Annotated in this window: 30 protein-coding genes; 27 read left to right on the forward strand and 3 right to left on the reverse strand. The window is 47.3% G+C overall.

All coding sequences use genetic code 11. From position 1 onward, the window contains the following. Positions 1-14: 14 nt before the first annotated feature. The gene (locus AYY17_RS04950) at positions 15-344 is read right to left on the reverse strand and encodes a helix-turn-helix domain-containing protein (RefSeq protein WP_067421833.1); all 330 of its coding nucleotides are present in this window, start codon (positions 342-344) and stop codon (positions 15-17) included. Further along, positions 334-723 carry a type II toxin-antitoxin system RelE/ParE family toxin gene (locus AYY17_RS04955; RefSeq protein WP_082981282.1) on the reverse strand — a complete coding sequence of 130 codons (390 nt, stop codon included), beginning with the start codon at positions 721-723 and terminating at the stop codon, positions 334-336. The genes AYY17_RS04950 and AYY17_RS04955 overlap by 11 nt, the downstream gene beginning before the upstream one ends. A 142-nt stretch (positions 724-865) precedes the next feature. Here AYY17_RS04955 and AYY17_RS04960 point away from each other — a divergent pair, with 142 nt between their 5' ends. From AYY17_RS04960 to dnaB, 9 genes are all read left to right on the forward strand, one after another. Continuing rightward, entirely contained in the window at positions 866-1,462 is a 597-nt protein-coding gene (locus AYY17_RS04960; RefSeq protein ID WP_067421834.1) for a hypothetical protein, read from the forward strand. A gap of 53 nt (positions 1,463-1,515) precedes the next feature. Beyond that, positions 1,516-2,736, forward strand: coding sequence for a hypothetical protein (locus tag AYY17_RS04965; protein WP_156656648.1), 1,221 nt, complete (start codon positions 1,516-1,518; stop codon positions 2,734-2,736). 92 nt (positions 2,737-2,828) lie between these two features. After that, positions 2,829-3,275 carry a hypothetical protein gene (locus AYY17_RS04970; RefSeq protein ID WP_067421838.1) on the forward strand — a complete coding sequence of 149 codons (447 nt, stop codon included), beginning with the start codon at positions 2,829-2,831 and terminating at the stop codon, positions 3,273-3,275. 128 nt (positions 3,276-3,403) lie between these two features. Further along, entirely contained in the window at positions 3,404-3,661 is a 258-nt protein-coding gene (locus AYY17_RS04975; RefSeq protein WP_235845279.1) for a hypothetical protein, read from the forward strand. Positions 3,662-3,664: 3 nt separating this feature from the next. Continuing rightward, positions 3,665-4,456 carry a hypothetical protein gene (locus tag AYY17_RS04980; RefSeq protein WP_067421913.1) on the forward strand — a complete coding sequence of 264 codons (792 nt, stop codon included), beginning with the start codon at positions 3,665-3,667 and terminating at the stop codon, positions 4,454-4,456. A gap of 73 nt (positions 4,457-4,529) precedes the next feature. Next, on the forward strand, positions 4,530-5,204 hold the full coding sequence (locus AYY17_RS21070; RefSeq protein WP_082981283.1) for a hypothetical protein: 675 nt from the start codon (positions 4,530-4,532) through the stop codon (positions 5,202-5,204). Between the two features lie 185 nt (positions 5,205-5,389). Continuing rightward, entirely contained in the window at positions 5,390-6,538 is a 1,149-nt protein-coding gene (locus AYY17_RS04990) for a ParB/RepB/Spo0J family partition protein (RefSeq protein ID WP_067421843.1), read from the forward strand. Positions 6,539-6,648: 110 nt separating this feature from the next. Then, positions 6,649-7,011 (forward strand): hypothetical protein, encoded by a 363-nt coding sequence (locus AYY17_RS04995; RefSeq protein WP_067421845.1) that lies wholly within the window; start codon positions 6,649-6,651, stop codon positions 7,009-7,011. Between the two features lie 8 nt (positions 7,012-7,019). Next, positions 7,020-8,429, forward strand: coding sequence for a replicative DNA helicase (dnaB, locus tag AYY17_RS05000; protein WP_082981284.1), 1,410 nt, complete (start codon positions 7,020-7,022; stop codon positions 8,427-8,429). A 67-nt stretch (positions 8,430-8,496) separates the two neighbouring features. Here dnaB and AYY17_RS05005 read toward each other — a convergent pair whose 3' ends face one another. Beyond that, on the reverse strand, positions 8,497-9,216 hold the full coding sequence (locus tag AYY17_RS05005; protein WP_067421849.1) for an HNH endonuclease: 720 nt from the start codon (positions 9,214-9,216) through the stop codon (positions 8,497-8,499). Positions 9,217-9,327: 111 nt separating this feature from the next. Here AYY17_RS05005 and AYY17_RS05010 point away from each other — a divergent pair, with 111 nt between their 5' ends. The 18 genes from AYY17_RS05010 (at position 9,328) to AYY17_RS05080 (ending at position 22,725) form a co-directional block, all read left to right on the forward strand. Continuing rightward, positions 9,328-9,837, forward strand: coding sequence for an adenine nucleotide alpha hydrolase family protein (locus AYY17_RS05010; RefSeq protein WP_067421851.1), 510 nt, complete (start codon positions 9,328-9,330; stop codon positions 9,835-9,837). 1 nt (position 9,838) lies between these two features. Continuing rightward, on the forward strand, positions 9,839-10,873 hold the full coding sequence (locus AYY17_RS05015) for a hypothetical protein (protein ID WP_067421853.1): 1,035 nt from the start codon (positions 9,839-9,841) through the stop codon (positions 10,871-10,873). Positions 10,874-11,122: 249 nt separating this feature from the next. After that, complete coding sequence (locus AYY17_RS05025; RefSeq protein ID WP_067421857.1) at positions 11,123-11,491, forward strand: hypothetical protein; 369 nt, start codon at positions 11,123-11,125, stop codon at positions 11,489-11,491. Beyond that, positions 11,484-11,825 (forward strand): hypothetical protein, encoded by a 342-nt coding sequence (locus AYY17_RS05030; protein ID WP_067421859.1) that lies wholly within the window; start codon positions 11,484-11,486, stop codon positions 11,823-11,825. The genes AYY17_RS05025 and AYY17_RS05030 overlap by 8 nt, the downstream gene beginning before the upstream one ends. Positions 11,826-11,944: 119 nt before the next feature. After that, positions 11,945-12,322, forward strand: a complete 378-nt coding sequence (locus AYY17_RS05035) for a hypothetical protein (protein WP_137022568.1) — start codon at positions 11,945-11,947, stop codon at positions 12,320-12,322. Positions 12,323-12,452: 130 nt separating this feature from the next. Then, positions 12,453-12,983 (forward strand): hypothetical protein, encoded by a 531-nt coding sequence (locus AYY17_RS21825; RefSeq protein WP_067421863.1) that lies wholly within the window; start codon positions 12,453-12,455, stop codon positions 12,981-12,983. A 786-nt stretch (positions 12,984-13,769) separates the two neighbouring features. Further along, positions 13,770-14,372: a RepB family plasmid replication initiator protein gene (locus AYY17_RS05045; protein ID WP_235845280.1), complete on the forward strand. Its 603-nt coding sequence runs from the start codon at positions 13,770-13,772 to the stop codon at positions 14,370-14,372. Continuing rightward, positions 14,350-14,631: a 40S ribosomal protein S19 gene (locus AYY17_RS22090; RefSeq protein WP_235845281.1), complete on the forward strand. Its 282-nt coding sequence runs from the start codon at positions 14,350-14,352 to the stop codon at positions 14,629-14,631. Before AYY17_RS05045 ends, AYY17_RS22090 begins: the two co-directional genes overlap by 23 nt. Positions 14,632-15,466: 835 nt before the next feature. Beyond that, positions 15,467-15,934, forward strand: coding sequence for a hypothetical protein (locus AYY17_RS21080; RefSeq protein ID WP_082981285.1), 468 nt, complete (start codon positions 15,467-15,469; stop codon positions 15,932-15,934). A 63-nt stretch (positions 15,935-15,997) separates the two neighbouring features. Next, on the forward strand, positions 15,998-17,911 hold the full coding sequence (locus tag AYY17_RS21085) for a hypothetical protein (protein WP_082981286.1): 1,914 nt from the start codon (positions 15,998-16,000) through the stop codon (positions 17,909-17,911). Next, positions 17,871-18,707 (forward strand): hypothetical protein, encoded by an 837-nt coding sequence (locus AYY17_RS21090; protein WP_082981287.1) that lies wholly within the window; start codon positions 17,871-17,873, stop codon positions 18,705-18,707. The genes AYY17_RS21085 and AYY17_RS21090 overlap by 41 nt, the downstream gene beginning before the upstream one ends. Before the next feature lie 14 nt (positions 18,708-18,721). Then, on the forward strand, positions 18,722-18,862 hold the full coding sequence (locus AYY17_RS21500; protein WP_156656649.1) for a hypothetical protein: 141 nt from the start codon (positions 18,722-18,724) through the stop codon (positions 18,860-18,862). 65 nt (positions 18,863-18,927) lie between these two features. Then, positions 18,928-19,194, forward strand: coding sequence for a hypothetical protein (locus AYY17_RS05055; protein WP_067421865.1), 267 nt, complete (start codon positions 18,928-18,930; stop codon positions 19,192-19,194). Between the two features lie 259 nt (positions 19,195-19,453). Continuing rightward, the gene (locus tag AYY17_RS21710; protein WP_067421867.1) at positions 19,454-19,876 is read left to right on the forward strand and encodes a hypothetical protein; all 423 of its coding nucleotides are present in this window, start codon (positions 19,454-19,456) and stop codon (positions 19,874-19,876) included. A 157-nt stretch (positions 19,877-20,033) separates the two neighbouring features. Then, complete coding sequence (locus AYY17_RS05065) at positions 20,034-20,456, forward strand: hypothetical protein (protein WP_067421869.1); 423 nt, start codon at positions 20,034-20,036, stop codon at positions 20,454-20,456. 168 nt (positions 20,457-20,624) lie between these two features. Then, a complete protein-coding gene (locus AYY17_RS05070) occupies positions 20,625-21,182 on the forward strand; it encodes a hypothetical protein (protein WP_067421871.1) in 558 nt (185 codons plus the stop codon). Positions 21,183-21,320: 138 nt separating this feature from the next. Beyond that, positions 21,321-21,890 carry a DUF459 domain-containing protein gene (locus AYY17_RS05075; RefSeq protein WP_082981288.1) on the forward strand — a complete coding sequence of 190 codons (570 nt, stop codon included), beginning with the start codon at positions 21,321-21,323 and terminating at the stop codon, positions 21,888-21,890. Positions 21,891-22,302: 412 nt separating this feature from the next. Beyond that, on the forward strand, positions 22,303-22,725 hold the full coding sequence (locus AYY17_RS05080) for a hypothetical protein (RefSeq protein ID WP_067421873.1): 423 nt from the start codon (positions 22,303-22,305) through the stop codon (positions 22,723-22,725). Positions 22,726-22,800: the final 75 nt, after the last annotated feature.

The following is a 22,800-nucleotide window of genomic DNA, read 5'->3' on the forward strand; positions in this document are numbered from 1 at the left end:
GCTTTATTTGAACCTTAGACCACTAAAACTTCTGGGCCTTTGCTTTCAAGAATACGTAGCATCCTCAATGCAGGGCCGCTTGGTTTCTTTTCTCCTCGCTCCCATTTGGATATGCTCTCTTTCGACATTCCCAATGCACGAGCGAGCACAGATTGAGACATACAATATTTAGTCCGCAACATCTTGATCTCAGAGCCGCTCATCGCTGAAACTTCTTTTATTTTATCGTTAATTTCACGAGCACGGATGGTGCTTTCAATATCTTTAACCAGGCTTTCAGGTGATGCACCAGCTGCATTTAACTCTTTAGCCAATTCAAGCATGTTATTAAGTTTATTGTTCATCAGTAATTTCCTCCAGAATTCCTTTAGAAATTAAATTGTTAATGATTTCTCCATCAAAGTTCAGAAACTCAGCGGCTAATTTTTTATAGGTTTCCAACTCATCATCTTCAATCTCTTTTGTACCTTTGGCATTGACCGTGTTTTTGGTCCATCCATCTGCAAAAAAAAGATGATTTTTTATCTTAAAAAAGATAATAACCCTAACACTTCCACTTTTGCCTTGCCCTTTCATTGCAAGGCGTTTTTTTATCACTCCACCGCCTAAATCAGCTTCAAATTGTCCTTGTTGAACTTCATGAGCAGCATCAAGTAACTGTTTGTCTGTTATAGGTATTTTTTTGGTGCATCGGACAAAAGATGAGATTTTATAGAACGCCACATTATCTCCTTAAATGGTACTGGTTACTATGGTAACGGGTACTACTTAAATGTGCAATATTTATTAGCCTGCTAACATTAAAAACTTCGTGGGTGTGAAGCATTAGTGGATAATTAGTGCTTTTACGAAAAAGGTAGTTTTCATGCATAACAACACAGAACCGAAGACGAGTTTCGTTATCAATCTACCTACTGACCTGCATAAGGACAGCCAGGCTCTGGTTTTGAAAACGGCTGAAGTTGTGGCTGAAAAAATGCGAGCTACCGAACTGAAGCGGGGGCTCACGAATGAATGGGCAAAACCCGATTGGGAATCGGCTTGCATCAACGATTTTCTCCGGCATGTCGATAAGGGCGACCCGAGAGACCTCGCAGTCTACGCTAACATGATGATCCACCACGGCTGGACGACGAAAGACGCGGTGAAGAACGTTATCGGCCAAGTTTTCGAACAAGCCAGCGAAGAGCAGGAAGCCTTAACACAGCTGCTTCGCGTTGTTTTTATTGATGCAGGGCTGATTAAGCCTGAAACGCCTATGAGCGGGGCTCAAATGTTGATGCAAGCCGACGATCTCAACGCTGTGCTGCGCCAGTCTGTTGTTCTGCCTGAGATGACTTTAGACCACGTCCAGGCATTCCATTATGCATTTTGTAACTTCAGCGACGAGCCGCTTGGACCGGAAGAAGCGGATAATATTTTGACAGGCTTGAAGGCCGTCGTGAATTCTCTGCAACGCTAAAATAACCTCCGTCTCGCCTGGTCGAGGCTATGAAACTGGAAAAGGAAAAAACTATGAGCCAAATCGTGACCGACGAACTGCATTTGATGTTCAATGATCTGGGCATCAAAGATAGCTTGCGCAAAATTCTCCGTGCCATTGACGGTATTCCCAGCGTTCAATACCTTGTGAAAGACGGTAAGGTGTTTGTGTTTGAAAAGCTGGTTTCACTGATGGTCAGCGAAAAATCGACCGAACCGCAAAAAGCGTTAGAACTTCTCGCTCAGGCCTACATCACTCCGATACAGGCGGTTACCGACTGGAAAATCGTACCGTATCCCTTTGAGGTGATCGGTAATGGCAATTACTGGGTGTTGCACCACACCAAATTCGATGCAGTGATCCCGAAAAAATTCGACACCATCGGCCAGGTACAAGAAGCGATGACAGAATTGCTTTTGGGCCGCTCTATCACACCAGACGCCTCAGAGTTGATGGAGCCGAATCTGTTTTATTTTGAAAAGCAGATTTACAAAAGCATCGTCAGCCTGGCTGATATCCCTTCCGATCCGCTGACTGAGTGGGATGACATGACGACGGACAGTGTCGAAATGTTGGGCGTTGAGCAATACATTCCCGGCCACCCTCTGCTGACAGAAATCGTGTTTACGGGGATCGGGGAAGTATCAGGTAAATGGCAAGGTAAACTTGACTGGATGCACTGCGCCGCTGAGCACGACGATGACGCTATCTCCAGCATCTCGTTCCTGTCACTTGAACGACTCAGCGCCGATTATGCGACTACCTGGGTGCCTGAAGAAGATGACAAACAGGTTATCGCTGCCTTGCGAGGGCATTACCCTGAACTGTCGGGTATTAGCGATGCTGCGCTCTATTTCCTGTACGACGAGTTCCAGATGGCCTGTAACCAGGTTTCCGGGGCTGAACTTATCCGCGACATTGATTTTCTGTTCTATGCGACGGGTACCGCGCTGGGCGTCGATGATGAAGGGGCAGCTGTTCGCGATGCCGGGAAGATCGCGGTGTATCTGCTCTCCGAAAATACGCCAGCTGAAGCACTGGCTAAAAAAATTCAAGATTACGTTGCCCGCGACAAATCTATCCAGCAGTTGGTGCTCTGGCGCTGGAATGTGTCGAAGTTTCTGGAGTCCTTTTCCGTAACTGAAAAAGGCGCTGGACAGCCTATTGCTGTATTTTCCGATCTGATGGAAGCCAGCCGAAAATATGGGCATACCTTTGTAACTGTAACGCAGTCCCAGTCTGACTTCGCCTAATTTCGTCGCCCGCTTGGGCTGTGTAACACTATCTCTGTGTTGATGAGCCTGCACCTTCGGGTGCGGGTATTTTTAATAACAGAGGACTGCCAATGTCTCAGATTAAACCTTTTTCCTGGCTCATCCGTCTTGACGTCGCCCCGTTGTGGGTCGCTGACGGGTTCTGCATGAACAACCAAACCGCTCTGGATATGCTCGCCAACCAACTGCCATACGCCGATATGAGCTTTGAGCTCGGTGCAGCGGTCATTGCCGGACCGGATCCGCTTCGCATCGTTAATGAAAACGACTGGGAAGCCAATCCGTCGGAAGAAGCCAAAATTCGCACTGAATCTCCGCACGCTTACCCCGAAAACGAAACCCAGGGTACGGATCTGATTTCAACGCTCACCGACGCCATTGCCTTCATTGAAGGTGCTGAGCCGGGCGCTGCGAACTACGCAAACAAAAACGCAATCATTTCCCGCCTACGTAGTGCGTTGGCGCTGGTGGACGGTTCAGAGCCGATTGTCGATTTTGAGTGGCAAAACGCCGAATAAACCAGGCGCACCCTACGGGGTGCGTATCTTCTCGTTACCTCCCCCCCAATAAACGAAAATAGAGGTGAAAGATGCAAACTGAAAAATTCCTATGGGTGATTTGTTATTGCTGCGAAGGCCACGGGAAAGTGGACAATCTTGCGTTTTCTGATGGATTCACCGGGAGTGAATGGAACGAACTCGACGACGAGTTTCGCGATGAGTACCGCAAAGGTAGCTACGATGTTCAGTGCAGTGTATGCAAAGGATCGGGGAAGGTTAAAGAACCTGATGTCAGTCGCATGACGTTTGCTGAAAAACGTGTTTTGGTGGCGGAGCGCCGGGAAGCCCGTGAAGATGCCGAGTATCGTCGTCAAACCGCACACGAACAGCGTATGGGATATTGAGTGATGACACCGCGCCAGATTATTGCTTCTCACATCCGACAGTATCGCACCATCCCCGCAGGTTCGATAATCTGGCTGCACGCACCTGGGTTTGATGATTTCGTCAGCGTTGACGAAGTAGGGCGATCGCTGGACGCTTGGCTGGAAAAAATGGGTACGCCTTCCGAACTGACTATCCACCTGGATACTCCTGAAGGCGATTTTGAAGACCAATGGTGCTTGGAAACGTCAATTTTCAAGCTGCCCCCTCCTGTTCGTGAAGTCGTTGAACCAGCAAAGGTCATTGCCCGCCGTAAACGAGTTACCGCATTCGGCGAAAAGACAATCTTTAACGCTGAACGAATTATCCAACTCTATACCGATTACCTTACAAATATGTACCGACGTGAATTCGGCTATATTGGTAAAAGCCCCGACGTCCGCGTGAACTGGGCTACAAAGCACTCCTGGGGAGGGCACCGGAATATTACGATCAGCCCTGGTTACCTTTATGAGCTTGATTTGGTCGAAATATACGGCCTGCGCATGTTTGCGTGCCACTTTCATGAATACGCGCATGTTTGCCTGGATAAAGAGATCGGGTCGTTCTACTCCAGTAACCGGCTTGACCACCTTAAGGCGCTGGTGGCGCATGAATTGGCTCATTTTCTGCAATTCAATACGCACTCTCGAAACTTTAACCCGCAGGCAGCGATACAACACCTGCCTCGCCTGGATTACAAAACGCCACATGGAGAGGGGTGGCAATATCTGTATCGCTATCTGAAAAAGCCCCTCAATTTGAGGTTGAATTAATTACAATGCTTACCATTAATCATGTATTATTTCATCATGATATGATTGATTTTGCGTTAAAAAAGAGAAGAAAATGTACTTACTTACAATAATATTATTCATGATCACTGCGTTGGCTTCCTTTGCGAAAACAATGAAAGTTGTACTAGAAGAGGCTAGTTCTGATAAGGAAAAACGTATTGCTGCTATCAGCCAAGTAAAATTCACCTGGCTATTTTATGTTCCCGCTTTCTTTTTGCTCCTTGCTCCATTCATCAAATCATTCATGGATGCGGGTTCCGAACAGATAGATCAATCTAGCTCCAATTTACCTGTTTGGCTTTACCTGGCTGGTGGCCTGTACTTGCTGTTTGGTGCCGCACTTTTATTACGCAACGCCGTGAAAGAAAAAACACTCGGACAGATAGGTACTATCCTTAATATCCAGATCCTTCTGTGGGTCGGCCTTTACAGCATATTTGCGGCCTATGACCACTTGAAGTTTGCAGATGAACACTTTGGGATAATGAGCACCCGCCTGATAGAGATCGGAGGTGTGAAAGATGTCACTTGTGAGCAAGACCTGATGTTGGTTAACTTCACAGAAGGTCAAACCACCCCAATGCAATGGCGCTGCCCGACAGGTTTCTCTTTGCTGAACAAAACGAATCGACCTTTCGTTCCTTGGCCGAACTACTCGGAAGGGAAAAGTGAACAGCTTGCCGCAGCAATGAACAAAATCATGACTGAGGCGAAAGCCAACTCATAGTAACTTTCTCTATAGGCCAGCATTGCTGGCCTTTTTTATACCTTTCCCCTGCCCATAAAAAGTAATCTAAAAAAGATTATTTTTTTCCGCTTTTGCTATTCGTCACCGGTTCACCCCGTGTTTAACTGGATTCAGAAGTAAGCATAAACACGTAAACAACCAATAACAAATGCGGAGTAACTATCATGACTATCAACGTACAACAAATCTTCCAAGCTTCTCGCAACAGCCAACTGATGGGTGATCTGGGTGCTATTATGCGCCAGATGGACAAAGCTCCATCTACCCTGCGCGGTCTGAGTGACTTCGTTTCCAAAGAGCGCAAGTCAGCAACGAACAGCGCCCTGTTTGAAGAGCTGAATGTTGGCCGTAACAACGTGTACGCCGTCAGCGTGTCTTGGTTGTACGTTGAAGAGGGTCTGAACCTACGCGAGGTTGATGTAGAGCGCGCTGAGATGTTCAAGAACGCGTACCTGAACCATCCAAGCAGTGTGCCTGCTATCCGCGTTAAAGTGGTTGTTGTGGACGGTGTGACTCGCCTGAAAATCATCGATGGCCACCACCGCTACACCGGCCTGATGGCCGCAATCGCTGAAGGCGCAGTATTTGAAAAACTGATCATAGAAGAGTTCGAAGGCGGAAAAGACGAAGAAGTCTTCAACATGATCGAAAGCGCCAACACCAAGCACCTGAAAATGATTGAGCGTGCTGAAGGCTTCCGTCGTCTGGTTGAGTGGGGCCATGAAATCGACGTCATCGCTCGTCGTCTGGGCCTGTCTAGCGTCACCATTCGTCGTAGCCTGATACTGGCTAAAGCCGAAGAGCGCGTTAAGAAGCTGGTGCGTGAAGACAAGGTATCTGGTGATGTAGCGATCGACGTTCTCACCGATTGCCAAGGTACCGACCGTGATGCCTACGATATCCTGATTGCCTCTTTGGCAAAGGCTGAGCAAGCCGGTAAAACCAAGGTGACAGCACGTTACGTGTCTTCGCCGAAGAAAACCAAAGTAAAACCAAAGGTTGTACGCCAAACTTTCGAAAGCTTGCTGCCAACACTGGATCAACTGCGCTCTCAGATCCCACCAGCGCCAACAGCTGAACACGAAAACCAGATTGAAATCGCTGAGACCGTACCGGAAGAAGTGATACTGCGTCTGAGCCCAGAAGTAGCCCGCCAGCTGATGGCTGCACTGTCCGATGTGGAAGCGGCCAAGCTGGAAGAAGAAGCAGAGAAAGCGGCTCAGGAAGCCGCTGATGCGGAAGCTACCGAAGAAGCCACTGAGGCTGGTGAAAGTGAAGAAGATGGTGACACTGAAGCCACCAAGCAACAGTAATCACCATTGCGAACAAGGCCGGGAGACCGGCCTTTTTTATCTCGCTTCACGTTCTATCGCCTTGCCGTGCTCATTGAGGGATGACACCGCAAGCGACTTTGGGGGTAACCATGAACCAGACTCTGCCTATGCTGCAAAAAATCACTATCCGCATTATTGACGACGCTTCTCTGGAAAAGCTGGCCGTTGACCATTATGAATGCCGGGGTTGCAAGCCTCGCGCATTAGGCAAAACTCACGCTATTCGCCGTAAAGGTAAAAACGCGGACACGTTTCTGGCTCGCATTAAAGTGAACTACGTCCGTCAGGTGTTGAGCAACTACGATCACGACAAAGAAAACGCGTGCCGCGCTGACGGTCGTGAGCACGAGGCTCACTGCATGAATCAGCAATTGTACCTGGCAATCGCGCAGCACTATCCACAGCTGGCGAGTGAATGTGAACGTCAAATCGCCCAACGTTCCGCGCTGTGAGGCCTGCCATGAAAGACTTGAAAAAACGCTTTGATAGCCAATCAAATGAGCAGGATATGCGCATGGCTGGACTTCGAATGCCACCTCACTCACTTGAAGCGGAGCAGTCTGTCCTTGGTGGGTTGATGCTGGATAACGAGCGGTGGGATCTGGTCTGTGAACGAGTGGTGGAAAGCGACTTCTTTACCCGTGCTCACAAAAATATTTTCACCATGATGCAGCGACTGGTGGAATCAAGCCGTCCGATTGATTTGATCACATTAGCAGAAGCGCTGGAACAACATAGCCAGCTTGAACAAGTAGGCGGTTTTGCCTATCTGGCTGAACTGTCAAAGAACACCCCTAGCGCGGCGAACATCTCCGCCTACGCAGACATTGTGCGTGAGCGAGCTGTTGTGCGTGAAATGATAGCTGCGGCCAATGACATTGCAGATGCGGGATACGACCCTCAAGGTCGCACAAGCGCGGATTTACTCGACCTGGCCGAAAGCCGTGTGTTTCAGATTGCAGAGGCTCGCACCAGCAAAGACAGCGGACCGATGAGCATTGATACCATTCTGGAGAAAACAGTGACTCGTATTGAGCAACTGTACCAGACACCACACGACGGGGTTACGGGCGTCGATACCGGCTACACCGATCTGAATAAGAAAACGGCAGGGCTTCAAAAGTCTGACCTCATTATCGTTGCCGCGCGCCCTTCAATGGGTAAGACGACGTTTGCGATGAACATGTGCGAAAACGCAGCCATGACACAGGATAAGCCCGTCATGATTTTTAGTCTGGAGATGCCTGGTGACCAAATCATGATGCGTATGCTGGCCTCCATGTCCCGCGTTGACCAGACAAAAATTCGTACCGGCCAACTGGATGATGAGGATTGGGCGCGTATTTCCAGCACGATGGGTATTTTGCTGGATAAGCGGAACATCTTTATCGACGACAGCAGCGGCCTAACACCGACTGAACTACGCTCGCGAGCACGGCGAGTGTACCGTGAAAATGGTGGACTGAGTATGATCATGGTGGACTACCTTCAGTTGATGCGTGTTCCCGCGTTGCAGGACAACCGAACACTAGAGATTGCAGAGATATCCCGCTCTCTGAAAGCGCTGGCAAAAGAGCTTCAGGTGCCTGTCGTTGCGTTGTCTCAGCTGAACCGCTCACTGGAGCAGCGCGCAGATAAGCGACCGGTGAACTCGGATCTGCGTGAATCGGGTTCGATTGAGCAGGATGCGGACCTTATCATGTTCATCTACCGTGACGAGGTCTACAACGAGAATAGCGAGCACAAAGGCGTGGCCGAAATCATCCTGGGTAAACAGCGTAACGGGCCTATCGGATCGGTGCGTCTGGCCTTCAACGGGCAGTGGTCGCGGTTTGATAACTACAGTGGACCTCAATACGAAGAATATTGATCTTCACTAAGCTAAGCCGGGCCATGCCTGGCTTATTCGTAAAATGCGAAATAATAAAAAATTATCATTAAAATACCTTCAACTTACTTGGCACATTAATACCTAATTTTTCTATTTCATTAAAATAAAATGTCAATTCATGTCTCATTGCTTTTAGACAATCCCCAAATATAATTGCGTTAGCTCCAGTTTTCGACGTCATATTCATTGCTCGGCCTATAGCTCCGGATATATCACTTAATATTTTCTTGATTGAACTATCGAAAATAACTTTCTTTTTTAAATCGGTTATAAAGTTTCTGGTTTCTTTCATTGATTCAATGCAGTGAGGAGGAAATTCGAAAGCTTCCGGCAGATAATAAACTCCTTTATCTTCCATGAAATCAATTAGATCTGAAAGTAATTTATAATTTTTCGTATACCTTAAAACTAATGGCATAGATGATTCGTGGCTTAGTATCATCCCAAAAAGCCGCTCTCTAAATTTTAATTTCCATTCAGCTAGTAACTCAGGCGGAAAATCAATGCCATTATTTTTATCAATTGCTGTGTGGCAGTTTGCACAAAGCCAAATACCGTTTTCTATTTCATTGCTGTTTTTGTTTCCATCTATATGGCGAGCTGATCCTTCCTTTTCACCTGCAATATGAGCACCTTCACCAGTCTTTATTTTTTTTATTTCCTCTACTAATGATGGGCCAATAGTCAGACAATAGCAGTCTGGGTTGTTGCATATATAGGCAGAATTCAATGCAAGTTGTTGTGATATTTTAGGGGGGAAAGCCATTAAGATCTCCTGTGTCAACAATATTAACAATTAAATAATTTATCCTTAATTTCGTCAGCTGTCACCCTCATGAGAAAATCACCTGTAAACAAAACAAATAACAGGTGACTTATGCAGCATTCCTTCAACTTTGACAATCCGGTACCACCTTCCATATCTGTCTTAAAAGCAGACAAGTGGCAGGCTGTCTGGCATACGCTGAAGGAGGATGCCGACCTGAATTATCGTGATGCCAGTCGCGGGGTTAGCCTGTCTGACCTCATCAATGATGGCACCGCTTCTATCTACCAAGCCCTTACTGATAATTGGACGATCTCTCTCGCCTGGAGTAGCGGTAAGGACTCCGAGGTTGTCCTACACTTATTCCTCATGGCGTTGGTGCGCGCAGTTCGCGCTGGCATTCCAATCAGTCAACACCATTACCTTTTGCATACCGATACGGGTATTGAAAACCCAGAAATTCGCTGGCTCGCCGATCAAAAGCTGGCCGCTCTGGAAAAATTCATAGAGCAAGAAGACCTGCCGCTGTCTATCGTTCTCGCTAAGCCGGGGCTCACCTCCAGCTGGACGGGCAGGATACTGACGGGGCGAGGCTTACGTCGAGCAACTGCGCGCCGATGAGATGGCCGAGAAGCTACGATCGGGTGAACTGGAAAACACGGCACATAACCGGCGCATGGCTTCACCTCAATTCCGCATTGTCAGTGAAACGGCGCTGATCCACATCGACTTTATGTGGTCGTTCCATCAATTTAACGATAAGCCGTTTCATGCTCTGGAAATCTATCGCCGTGTCTGGGTAAAAGGTGAGCTGGATCTGCTGGACGATGAGCCGGGTATGCCTGTCGCACCGAAAGCACCCATGCCCAAAGCGTTATGGGTCAAGGTCGGGCAATTTGGTGATGACTCTGGCATCGATGGTCTTGCCGATCCCATCGCTGAAATGGCCTACTTTGACGTTGGTGACGATGAGCGAGCCAGCCGCGTTATTAATACGCCGAACGGAAAGCGCCGGGTTGTTAGCTTCAGTGAAGACAGTGAAGTGACCATCGACTCGGATGCCGCTGAATTCATCATCTGGGAGGAATATCTTCGCTTGCGTAATGCCGTGCTGGCCGGGCAGTACACATCCGGCAGTGCCGCGCAATTCTACCTTCGCTTTGGCGCTGTTTCGTTGTGCAAAGGTAAGTCAGCACTGTACAACCGCATGATGCAACGCGGGCAAACTTATCGTGTGCTGGGCTTGAACCGCCACCAAACAATGGATGGGATAGCGTCTCGTAAAGACCTCCGCGTACTGACAACTGACCACTATCAGTCGTTGATCGCCAACAGGGTTAAGGCCAGTGTCATTCGCTTGCGCTGGTGGGCAAACTTGGCCTTTACGATACAGTATCACCTGGCTAATCGAACCTCTACAGGTCAGTGGATCCGCGCTGTTTTAGCTTGTGAGGATGAGCAGTCTGTACTGCAAGAGAAAAACAGAGCCAAGAACAATGTTTCGGTTTTCGTGATCGGTCATACCAGCGCCTGGTGTTCATTGAAGCTGAGTGCGCCTGGGACATCCACAGAGCGAGGGTTTAGGCGATACCACCAGCACACGCGTCGCACGCATTTAAAAGCTGCCAGGGGCTCTCACCTAACTTTCGAGACATGATCATCAATCAGCTGAAGCTGGAATACCTCCGCATGCTTTGGCGACTGGATGATGGTTTAACTCTGGAACATGACTCCAATCCTATCACTAAAATGGCTGAACAGGACGCGGTTGCGTTGGGTAGGCATCTTCGCCTTATGGTCAGGACGATGGACCGCTTCGTTCAGGGGACTGCATGAGGCAGTTCATTTCGCCAGCGGTTCCGATTGAGTCAATATTGAGACAGGCTATTCATGCAGGATATGAATTATGAAAACGAATGTGACAAACGTACTGCTAAATGGCGCGCTGATGATGATTTTAGGCAGTACTCTGGTCGCAGGGTTCGTGGTATCACCCGGTCAAGCGCATCGCCAGGAGAACGCCGATTCGGTCATAGCTGAATATTGGGTGGATATTGAAAGCCGTGACGGACTCAGTCTGTATAGCAACAAAAAAAACGTCCGCGTAGACGTGGTGGGTGAGGTGCCGGATGAAAAAGATTTGCCTCTGCCCGGCGAACGCGTCGCGTTGATGTTCTACGAGAATAGCCAAGCGCAGATGTGCCAAGACAACCGTTGTATGGACGCGGAAGTCATCGTGAAAAAACCTGCTTTTTTAGGAGGGGTGGATGAGTAATGCCAACGGCAAACAACTGATTAACTACCTGAAATTAATTAGAGTGGAAAAGTTTCCACCGGGGATCTGCGTTAAGGCACTCACTGTTTTTGAACGCGATACTTTGCGCGTAGCTTTAACCATGATGGCACACTGGAACAATTATCCTGAGTCGCCAGTGCATATGCGGCCCGAGTGGGCGGCTCAGGTGTCTCGTCTCCTGATCGAGGTGATGAAAGAGCGGGACGAACTAAAGGGCCACTTAAATAGACTAGGGTTAGAAATTCCTCAGAAAGCGCTTGAGGTATCTGAACTGACTTATCAGCAAATCTTGGTTAAGTGTCAGGTTGGCTGAACAACATAGAGGTTAACGATGAGCTACAGTAACCCAGAAATTGACGTGTTGGATAATCAGAATATCTGCGTTCCCGGAAGTGCGATATTGAATCCGAAGTGCCCGGTGCCAGCCTTTCATTGAATGAGCAACTGGCGCTGATTGATTTTCGCCTGGGGAACTTCAATGCGGAGGTCCTGCCGCAATTTATCAAAGAAGTGGCTGACGAACTGGGGTGTAAGCCGGATAATGAAGCAATGTTGCAGTCGATTGATGACCTGCGTGTTGCTGCGGGCGAGCGTGAGACAATGGCACGACGAGCAGGTGTGACTGTCAGTGAATTAAACCTGGAGTTGATCCGCTCGGAAAGTGTTGAAAAGGCCATTCCAGAAGCAGTGATCGACCAAGTCTGCCTCATTGCAGCAGAAATTCACAATCGTGGACAAGGCGTGGGGGATGAAAAAGCCCAAAGCACCATCGATCGAATTCGTGAAGTGTTAACCAAAGTCGGTCAGTAATTCCTTCGGGTGGGATCGCCCACCCATTTCCACATCCCTACATTGTTTTTCATTTCGGTTCCCTTTACCACTTTGTCAGCGGTTAGGGTGGCTTGATATTGGAAGCCTGATATGCAAAGGATAAACATCAATGAATTACTCGCATTTACCTATGCCTACCCGTGAGGCACATTACGCCTTCCTGAAGTCTCACTATTTGTCTGCGCGCTTTGAGGGCCGCAACAATGCTTCCTGGGGAGAAGATTATTCACGCCGTATTGCTGAGAGTGAGTATCTCGAATTAGAGAAAACGGGCTACACACTGATCTCAGATCACGAGTCTGCATCCCGACAAGCTGTGTTCTATCACCGTTCGCTGATCGGATATGCTTCAATGTCTGAAATGTGCGATAGCGCTTGTAATGCGCCAGAAGCTATTTGTGTGCAAATTTCTGTTCCTGCCCAATTAGCCCCAAAGATCTCAGAAAAATCGCTTAGTGAACTCTTGGCGAAGCTTAAGCGGGATATCATGGGTACGTTTCCGTTGTGCCGAGTTGAACTAACATCGGGCTCTAAAGAGCTTTATATCGAAGTATTTCAGACCGAAGAAATGATCTCAAAACAGATCGAGGGTTTTGTAAATACGATTGTGCTGCGTTGGTCTCAAGGATATTACCTATGAAGCTAAAGAAACTTTATGTGCGGGTTGAACTCCTGAATAATGGTAATATCCACATATCCACATATCCACAGGATAGTTTCAATACAGTTCAAATAAGATTGAGAAGGTCAAAAGAGATCCTTGATCGCTGGATCTCTTTTGCTGCAACGCTTTGAATGATGATCGTGTTGACGCTAGACGATTTATTATCGACGCTGGACTATAAATTGTTAACGCTAGACGAATTATTGAAGATGCAAGACGATATTTTGATGTTGCTAGTCGATTTATTGTATTAGTTATTCACATCCTTTCCAATCATAACAACGCATTGTTTTAACAGCAAAATAATCCATCACTTTAAAAATCTATTTTTTTTATCCACAAATTTAAAGATTAAATGATCCTTTTCTCTTGAAAAAGTTATCCACATATCAACAGGATAGTTCCAATAATAAATTCAAATGAGATCATTTAAGGTCATAAAGAGATCCTCGATCTTGCAACTTACTAAATCTAAAGTGTTAATTTCATATTCATGTTGATGCTAGACGATTTATTATTGATGCTAGATGATATTTTGATGACGCTAGTCTATTAATTGTTGATGCTGGATGATATTTTGTTGACGCTGGGCTAGATTAGTCTAAACTTACGCACATTAGGATCCTTGCATTAACGTTATGATGTATAGTGCTAAGTTATGATCCTTTTTTAAGTTGCCTTTTTTTTAATTCACAGCCACTCAGCAATTAAGTTGTGTTGATGCTGGGCGATAACAATAAAACGTAATCCAATAAGGAAATCATGAGTAAACCAACTAAAACCGGTTACTTATCTGTCTCTGAGATAGAAAAAGAAAACGGGGAAGTCCATTACCTTAAACCAAATGGATCAAGTACAGTTCAGCCGATAGCATTATTAAGGCTTGGTTTATTCGTCCCTACTGCAAGAACGGGTTCCAGGGAAGCTACAGGAATGGATGCTTCGGATGATCTGACTTTGCATTTTGCAGAGAAGGAAGGTTACTCCGATATACAGATTACTGGTAGGCGATTGGATGTAGAAACTGATTTCAAAGTTTGGATGGGTATCGTTTCTTGTTTATTTGATTACAAGCCTAATTCCAAGGGATACGCAGTTATTCCTTTTGATGAATTCATAGAAAGATGTGGCTACCCGAAAAGTCGCCTATCAAAGCGTTTTAGAAAGCTGATTGAAGATTCTATATATCGACTAGCATCAACAACCATGAAATTTAGTCGCGCCACAGATAACGATAGAATCAACTCTCATATACTTCATCTTATAGAGGCAGGGAAGTTCAGCCATGAAGATGACATGGTTCATATCAAGCCTACACCTGAATTAGCGGAGCTTTACTCCGTTGATTATAAAAAAAATTCTTAAAGTAAGAACCCTTGAAAAACTCGGAAGAAAAGAAACGGCTAAAGCTTTGTATCTTTTCTTAGAGGCCCTCCCAGAAAATCCTTATCCGATCAGTATGCAGCGCTTAAAGGACCGTCTAGCTCTAAAATCTGCAAGCAATGTTCAGAACTCTGTTATACGTAAAGCTATGAAGCAACTCGAAGAGATTGGATATCTTGAATATACAGAGAAGAAAACAGGGCACAAAATCGAATTCAAAATACACAAAAGAAATCCATAAGAATTGTATTGTTATAATTAACAAAAAGTTAGAAGTTAAGTATTGATGCAATATGATGTTTGTTGAAGCAAGACTATTTTGGTGTTGATGCTGGACGATATTCGTTGAAACAAGACTATTTTGGTGTTGATGCTGGACGATATTCGTTGAAACAAGACTATTTTGGTGTTGATGCTGGACGATATTCGTTGAAGCAAGACGATTTTTGGTGTTGATGCTGGACGATATTCGTTGAAGTAAGACGATTTTTGGAGTTGATGCTGGACGATATTCGTTGAAGTAAGACGATTTTTGGTGTTGATGCTGGACGATATTCGTTGAAGTAAGACGATTCTCTGGTGTTGAAACTGGAAGGAACAGCTTGTTGGGCTAACGAATTAGGCTTAAACATTGAGCTAGCCGTGTAATTAAACAACCAGAATTCCAGCTTCATAAGCATCTCTTGCAACGCTTGGCCCCATTATACTTTCCTGGTTATTTGAATTCTCCAATAATGCCTCTGAAACGAAAAAATCGACCAACATCAACAAAAATAATTTTAAATCGATTAGCGTCAACAAATCCATTTGTTACATAAATAATCCAGCGTCAACAATATGAATATCGACCAGCGTCAACTATTTTTGCGGGTTTGAGAAAAGTGACAGGGTTTGCAAGTTTATAGTCCAGCGTCAGCAATTCTCAATGTGGATGATAATAATGCGCCCAAATAAAATGTTATAAGGTAACAAATTAAGGCTGAAAACTCCGCATTAAAAACGCGCGAAGACTTCGTCACCGGTAGTGGTCATGTCACTATGGTTCAAGAAAATGAATCATAACTGAGGGTAGAGCCATGACAGGTATCGTAGTTCGCGAGGACAAAGTAGAGCGCATTCAGCGCTTCAACTCCCTACAAAGCGGTCAGTACTGGCGAGCAAAACAAGATATGCCGGAAGAGGCTATCTTGGGCGATGAGGTGCTTCTCATTGAATCCCTGCGTTGGGTCGAAAACCAACTCCACACCGTCATTCTTCGGGCGCATCCGAAACACCATGACCAGTACGCTACCTTCGTAACGACCGATAAGGCAGGGGTGGAACATAAAGTAAAACGCACCCTGACCCAGCACCGCTTCCTGTTTAACGACTTCATTGAGCGTTTTGAATACGCTGATGATGCGCGACAGATCCGTGACGCTGAAGTGGCACTGTGCCAGCAACGTGTCACCGACCTTACTCAGTCACTGTCGAAGTCTCTCGCCAACCCTGAAGCCATGAAAGCCATTGTGGCCGAACGTATTGAGCAGAAAGCTGCGGCCTAAGGCCAAAGCCCGAATACGTTGCCTGTAATCAGCAATAACGCTATTCGCCTGGCTACGGGCTCAGTGGGTAATGCAATCGCAGCAGGCGTTACTGAAGCCGACATCAAGAGCATGCGTGATGCGGCTGAACAAAATCACCAAATTGCGACAATCCAAGCCGAGTGGATCCAGGAGCGCAATACCGAAATTACTGCGGCGGTGCAGGCGGTAGTGCCCTATTTTTCAGAAATGGCAGCGGCGCAGCTGGCTGCAACGGAAGACGCTCGTTCTCAGGTAGATAAGCTGATGGACGGTATCCAGTCTTTAGATCTCTATATTGGTAAAGACGTCAATGTGAAGGTGATCCGCAAAGGGCAATCCGCCCCCAGCGACGAGCCCTTGACCTTTGTACAACAAAAATTAATGGTCGATGAAGAGTTGGCCATCTACCACGACCTGAGTGACTGGTTCGATTTTGGCGACCTGGACAAGTTCTACAATGCCCTGTGTAATACCCCTGCGCTGGTGGAACAGATCTTCCCGTCACCCCGTTGCGTACTGGTCATGGCAACCACTCGCCGTTACATCGACTACCAAGATCGATGGGAAAACGTCCTCAATAACAACGAAAATGCCAAAGTGTTTCTGATGGTGCGCGATGGTGAAAACCTGTATCGCATCGTGTCCCCAGTGGAATCCCACCTGGGTGCAAATATGTTGTTCCCGTCTCAGGACGAACAAGAGCGCCTGTTCCGAGGGATGGACGGGGAACAAATCAAATTCCAAGACGTGGCTTATTCCGATCGCCTGAAGGCGCACGAGCGCATGGCGCTGCACTACAAGCGTTTCCTGATCATGTGCTGTGGTCTTGACCATCGAGAACAACTGTTCGGGGATTTCTACGACCGGAGTCAGGGGCTGAATTTTGTTTCCATGAAATTCCAAGAGCTGCATTGCCGGTTTATTCATGATGCTGACGGCACTGGCATGCTGAGTAACCCAGAAAATAAAAAGTATCCATCCTTGGCTGGCTTTATCGAATGGGCAAACAGTCACCTGCGTAGCGGCTCACGCGTGATGTGCCAATGGCATTCACTGGCGAACCCAGAAACAGCACCAGGCGCGGCCAAAGAGAATGACGATCGTTCCTATGGCTCCTTCAGCTTCATCGTGGACTTTAAAGACGACCGTAACGTGGCCGCAGCCTTTATCAAAGACGGCCTGTTGAATGTCAAAGCGCCGGTCAGCAAGACCAGCTATAGCAACAAAAGAGGAAGTGTGACACGCGACTATAACGTCAACGTCTGCATCGAAAAGTACAATAAACATTGGAAGGAAGACGACTCGCGCTTGCCTTACCTGTGCCTGGACGCGGTCACCGCTGAGCACCTGGAGCACTACATCTATTCGCGAGCTGTGCGCTCGAATCACTCCTATTACATCGCGCTGTTCAAATCGTTGGCAAAGTACCTGCGTGAAGAGCGTCAGATGGAGCAGAAGTCTCGTGACCTGCTGAAAGCTGCGCTGGTGGTGGGTCGCGTGGGGAATGAAGCAGATCACGATGCCGTTATCGACAAAACAGTAATGGCATGGCGTGCCGCGAACCGTGGGGCTCCTTTGGCGGAGGCGCTGGCCGACAATGCACAGTGGGAAAATCTGCTGGGCATGATGGATATGATCGCCTGTCGGGGCATGAATATGCTGCCTCAGATCGAAGATTTCGCATGCGAAAACAAGACCGCTCCTTTGCGTCTGATTGTGAACACGAACGGTAAATTGTCGCTGTACGTCGCCCCAAGGGATGATGAGCGGGACGACCGATTAGAGCCGCATATCTGGGTGCAACGCATTAACTTTAACCTGACGAAAACGGGCATCAAAGAAGCCTCTCGTAGCTGGGTAACGCTGATCGCCTCCAACGTGGCTGAAACCACGATCTATGAATGGCCGGAGGCGGATGCGTGGAAAAAATCTGAATGCTGCCTTTGGCAATTTTGAAGAAAAACAGGAAGCATTTAGCTTTGTGGAAAGTGGGGCGGGTGACCTGCAACGTCTGAACCCAACCAACCAGAGACGCCTGGCGGAATTGTCTCACCTCTGGAAAGAGGCTTACTACGAGATGAACTACGTCCGTGATACGGGCGGGCAAGTCCAGGTTCCTGCGTTGCTGATCCCGATCGGTATCCGCATTGAAGGTAGCGAGTGGAACTATGTGTACGTGGGCTCTATCAGCCGATCAGCACACTGCATCTATCAGTTGCTGGAAAGTGAAAGCACCAAGAACAGCCTGGCAGAGATGTATGCGTCGTTCTACAAAAACCCGGAAGGGCGTATCCACGAGCTGAGTTCGAAGTCTGCTGACCTGTGGATGTTTACCTCCAAGGAAATGCCGGACGTGAACATGTTCAGCACGAACAAGGTTCTCAAATACAGCGGGCTGGACTATGCGATGAATACCAACTCCGTATCCGAAATTCACAGCTTTGATGTCCGCTGGCACTATGCAGAAGCCTATGTGTCGCACCCGCATCGCTCAAAAAGCATATTGTGGCTGGCTGATAGCCTGCGCGATGAAAGTGGCCGGGTCATGATAGATACACTGCTGGGCAGTCCTCACCTCCACCTTGACGAGCCTGTCGATGTGATTGAAGTGACGTTACCTCTTCGTTATGACGACGCCAATAAGGCGAAGATTGCGAAGACAAAAGCACCTTTCAATCACGCTCATTGGTTCGATATCTGCCTGTCGGGTACAACGAAAATCAATGTCTGGAGGGCATTATTGCGCCGGTGAAAACCTTTGCCAGAATGACTTTTGCCAACAAAGAACTGGCGCTGCATTACATCTTTGCGCGTGATGCCGATGCGAGAAAGTATCAGAGCGGTTTCTTCACGGAAGTGGAAGTGCCGGTACCTGATGGTGTGACACGTTGGACAACGCGTAATTAATACTGGGTATGAATTATTGGAAATCTAAGTCGGTCCAGCTGGTGGGCCATAACCGAGGAAGAGAAATGTCAGACGAAAAAAACGTACACGTTCGTAACGTGGCATTTGATGAATTTGTTCAGCTGCTGGAAGAAGACGGCTTGCCGAGTGAACACTTGGAAACCGTGCGTAAGATCTTGGGTGAGATTTCGCAAAAAGTAACGGAATTCAGCCCCAAGCAAGGTACCCTTCTGGCGTTGGCAGAAGAACACTCTCCGCACTACCGTGACCTGGGTGAACAGCAAGGCTTCATCAATGGTGTACTCAATATGCCACTGTTCTTCACTAACTAAACCTGAATTTATCGACTCCCATAAAACCGCTTCGGCGGTTTTTTGTTATCAGGGATCTGCCCAGCAAAAATGTGCTGGTATGGGAATGGTTGAGTAATACTGGCATTGAGGTCTCTCCGCGCACGGACTGATAAAGCAAAAATGATGTTTTTCCCGCTATAGCACAACGAGTGCCCGTTACAGGATATTCCAAATATTCGTCACCGGTTGCCAGTGGGGGACAATAACCCGGTCAATCATTAAACCTAAGCGAGGAAACATGATCACGTTATTTTCGGCTGTAACGTCTACCCCAGGGTGGCTACTGTTTTTAATCTGTCTGGCGATAGTCTACACCGCGATAATCACGATGACCGCCAAAGGAGTAAAGTCAAAAGTCTCTACAATAGGGTTGTGTTTCCTAGCGGGGTATTTCCTGTCATTCATTGTGGCGAGTGCAGCAATGAAGACACAGCAGTCAGTAGTAACCTCCATCGTTAAGCGGGTGCCGTTACCTGCTTTCCCCATCGCAGACGGCGAGTCTGGCGAACTGAGGTCTGAGTACCTTGAGGCTATTGCAACGGCTTCGTTGTTCAACGAGCCGATGCCAACCAAGCGGATGATGGACGCACAGGAAAGGGCGGAAGCACTGGTGCAAGAGCAGAACGAAAGGCTGATTCGGATCATCAATGGTAAAGGCTAAGCCCTCTATTTTCAGACGCTCACTTCGGTGGGCATTTTTTTGCTTGAAGCAAAACCAATCACGAAAGAAATAATTCAAAATAATATAGTTTTCACTATTCGTCGGCGGTTGAGGTCATGGTTAACTAATTGCATAGAAACCAACAAGGTTGTATGAAATGAACAACGTGAAAACAGTAAAAATGTTGAAAGATAACGCCTTCTGTCACGCAGAGTGGATGGACTTTAAAAAAGTCTTAAGCGAGTCACCTTTTGGTGTTTTCCTGGAGTTTATAGACCCACGCGATGGTGTGTTGGTTCAGCATCTTTTCCCGTTCTGGTGCAAGCCTCAGAAAACGTATAAGCCGATGGGTAACGTGTTCATGACCCAGTGGCAGGGATTAACACTGACAATTCCGTCCGACTTCGATTGGTGGATTCAGGCTCAATCCAGCGGCATTGGCATGCGTCGTATCGACCAGAAAGTACAGTTTGTAAAGCGCGGGGAATATGTGGAGGTAAATCTGAAAGTCGAAATGGCCGCTGTTATCCGCATAAACCCCGAGTTTTCACCCGAGTTCGACGCTGCCACACATGCTTAGCGTCTGATCCATGCCGTGGGCACCCCAAACCCACGAATACCCCTCAATGCCCATCACCCTCGATGGGCATTTTTTATGAGAAATATCATCAATTAAACCCTTCGTCAGTGGTCAACATCATGGTTGAATAGAGATGTCAACAAAACGAATAACCCAATAGGATTGAACATGAACCTGATCAACGCAAACGAGAAACGTGCCGACAACCACCTCGCATCAGCCATTCGCTATAACGGCAACGTCATGACTGTCCGTGAATGGATTGACGCGCTGATCGCGCAAGGATACAAGCCTAATGCCAAGGCTGTTCTGAAGGGTAAAGAAGCCAGCCGCATGCAGATGCACCGTTGGGATAACAGCCAGCAAACCGAGCACATGAAGAAGCGTGCGCAAGCAGGCACCAAAATCGAATGCACGATGTCTCATGACGAAAATGGCAGTTTCTACGACGTAAATAAGTTTGCGTATGATTATGCGGTGATGCAGTGCGGCACGCAATGCGCTGAGCCAGAAGACCGCTGCTTCATTATTTTTGCTATTCCTCAGTTACGGCGGGGTGCGGACTATCAACGCTGTGTGGCCGCGTACAAGCCAGAGATTGCAGAGAGCGAGCAACACGCGCTGAGTGTGCTTCGTAGCGACTTTCCTCCCGCTCGGATCTTGTGGTTCGGTGTGGCAAAAACACAAGAGCAGGCACTGGCCTTGGCGGAGACTATTGCGGCCTGACAGAATAGAGTTGATCACCCAAGGTCTGTGCTGAAAGGTACAGGCCTTTTTTTCATCTGCAAAGTGTCGTCCTTTAATGTGGATTTAAAAAGTGTCTTTTTTAAAATCATCGCCAGTGTACCCTCCTGGAAAATCAACATGAAAACTGCCTTAATCCTTTCGCTGTTTTTGCCCGTCTTTGCCTTTGCCAAGCCGCTGTTTATCGGTGATAGCTTGACCCATACCCTAGCCACCAGCGCTATGAAACACATTCCTGTAGACGGCCTTTACAAGGAGAGTACGGGACTGACCGATCGCAGTTCGGTGAAGTGGAACAATTACGTTCAAACGATGAGCTTTCATGACTATGAGACTGTGGTGATTTCGCTGGGGGCTAATGACGGCATTGGTGCGAGCCAAGTTACGAACTATCAGGACAAAGCGACCCAGTTTATCCGTCAGATCCAGCAGGACAACCCCAGCGCGTCGATTATCTGGATATTACCTCCCGTGATGAAGAACCCGGCCACTGAGGCCGCACTGGTGAATACCCGAAAAGCGATCCGGCAAGCGGTAGATGAAACGCAGGTCGCCTCATTCGACCCTGAGGTCGTTATTGGACGTGAGTTTGCGCTGATCGTGAACAACGTGCAGGTACGGACCAGTGATGGGATTCACTACACAAGCAAGGGTAGCGATTTGATAATCAGTCACCTGTTGAGCCAGTAGCTACAGGTCGAAACCGCCTCGAAAGTGGATTAAGTTTTTACCCCTTAAACGCTTTGTCAGTGCTGCACTTATGGGATGATCATTATATCGAACCAATACTGGTTTAAATGAGGGTTTGTCAATGGGTGCTAATCGCAGCAACCTTCACAAAGAAAGCATCCGCGCGCTGCATTACTACCACGGCAAAATGGCGGTAGAGTCCTTCAGGAAATAACATTTTAAACTCGGTACTTTGTTTTTCAAAATAATCTCCTTTTTGTTATTCGTCAGTGGCTTAGGTCGTGTTTTACTGGTTAGGTAAACAAAACAACGATACCAATAAAAAAGAGGTTCCTCATGTCAGCTTCTCCAGAATGCATACAGTGTTATTTCGTTTCCTACAAGCGTGATGCGCAGATCCCTTGGGTCATCAGTGAAGAACGTAAAAAAAAAGACCTTTAGCTCTTTAGAACGCAGCATTACCTTTGGCCTGAATCGTACTGATGGCGTAAGTGAAGCAGGTAAGTTCCTCCGTAAGTTCAAGCCACAACATCCCTATATACAGCAATTAGATGCGCTGTTGGCATCTGAGGCACCGAATGAGCAGGAACTGACCGCATTGCGTGACGAAATCAACGCGATGGAGTGGACGCCTGAAGAGCTTCTGGCTGAGCTTGTGGAAGACGGTGCGGTTTCAATTGTCATGAACAGCGTGTTTTACCGTGAGAACGGATTCTTTCATACAGAAGTCTCTGCCGCAGTAAGCCTTCCTGACGGGATTGAGCCGATGGAATTGAGCGGTGAGATGGTGATTGAGCAGATATACGACGAGAAGAATGTTCAATTTATGTATTAGTAATTAGCCGTTCGGTCTGATTGCAGGCCGAACTTTTATCACAACGAGGAAACCCGTTATGAACCAGCTGAAAAT

This window comes from Morganella psychrotolerans (assembly GCF_001676055.1).
GTDB lineage: Bacteria > Pseudomonadota > Gammaproteobacteria > Enterobacterales > Enterobacteriaceae > Morganella > Morganella psychrotolerans_B.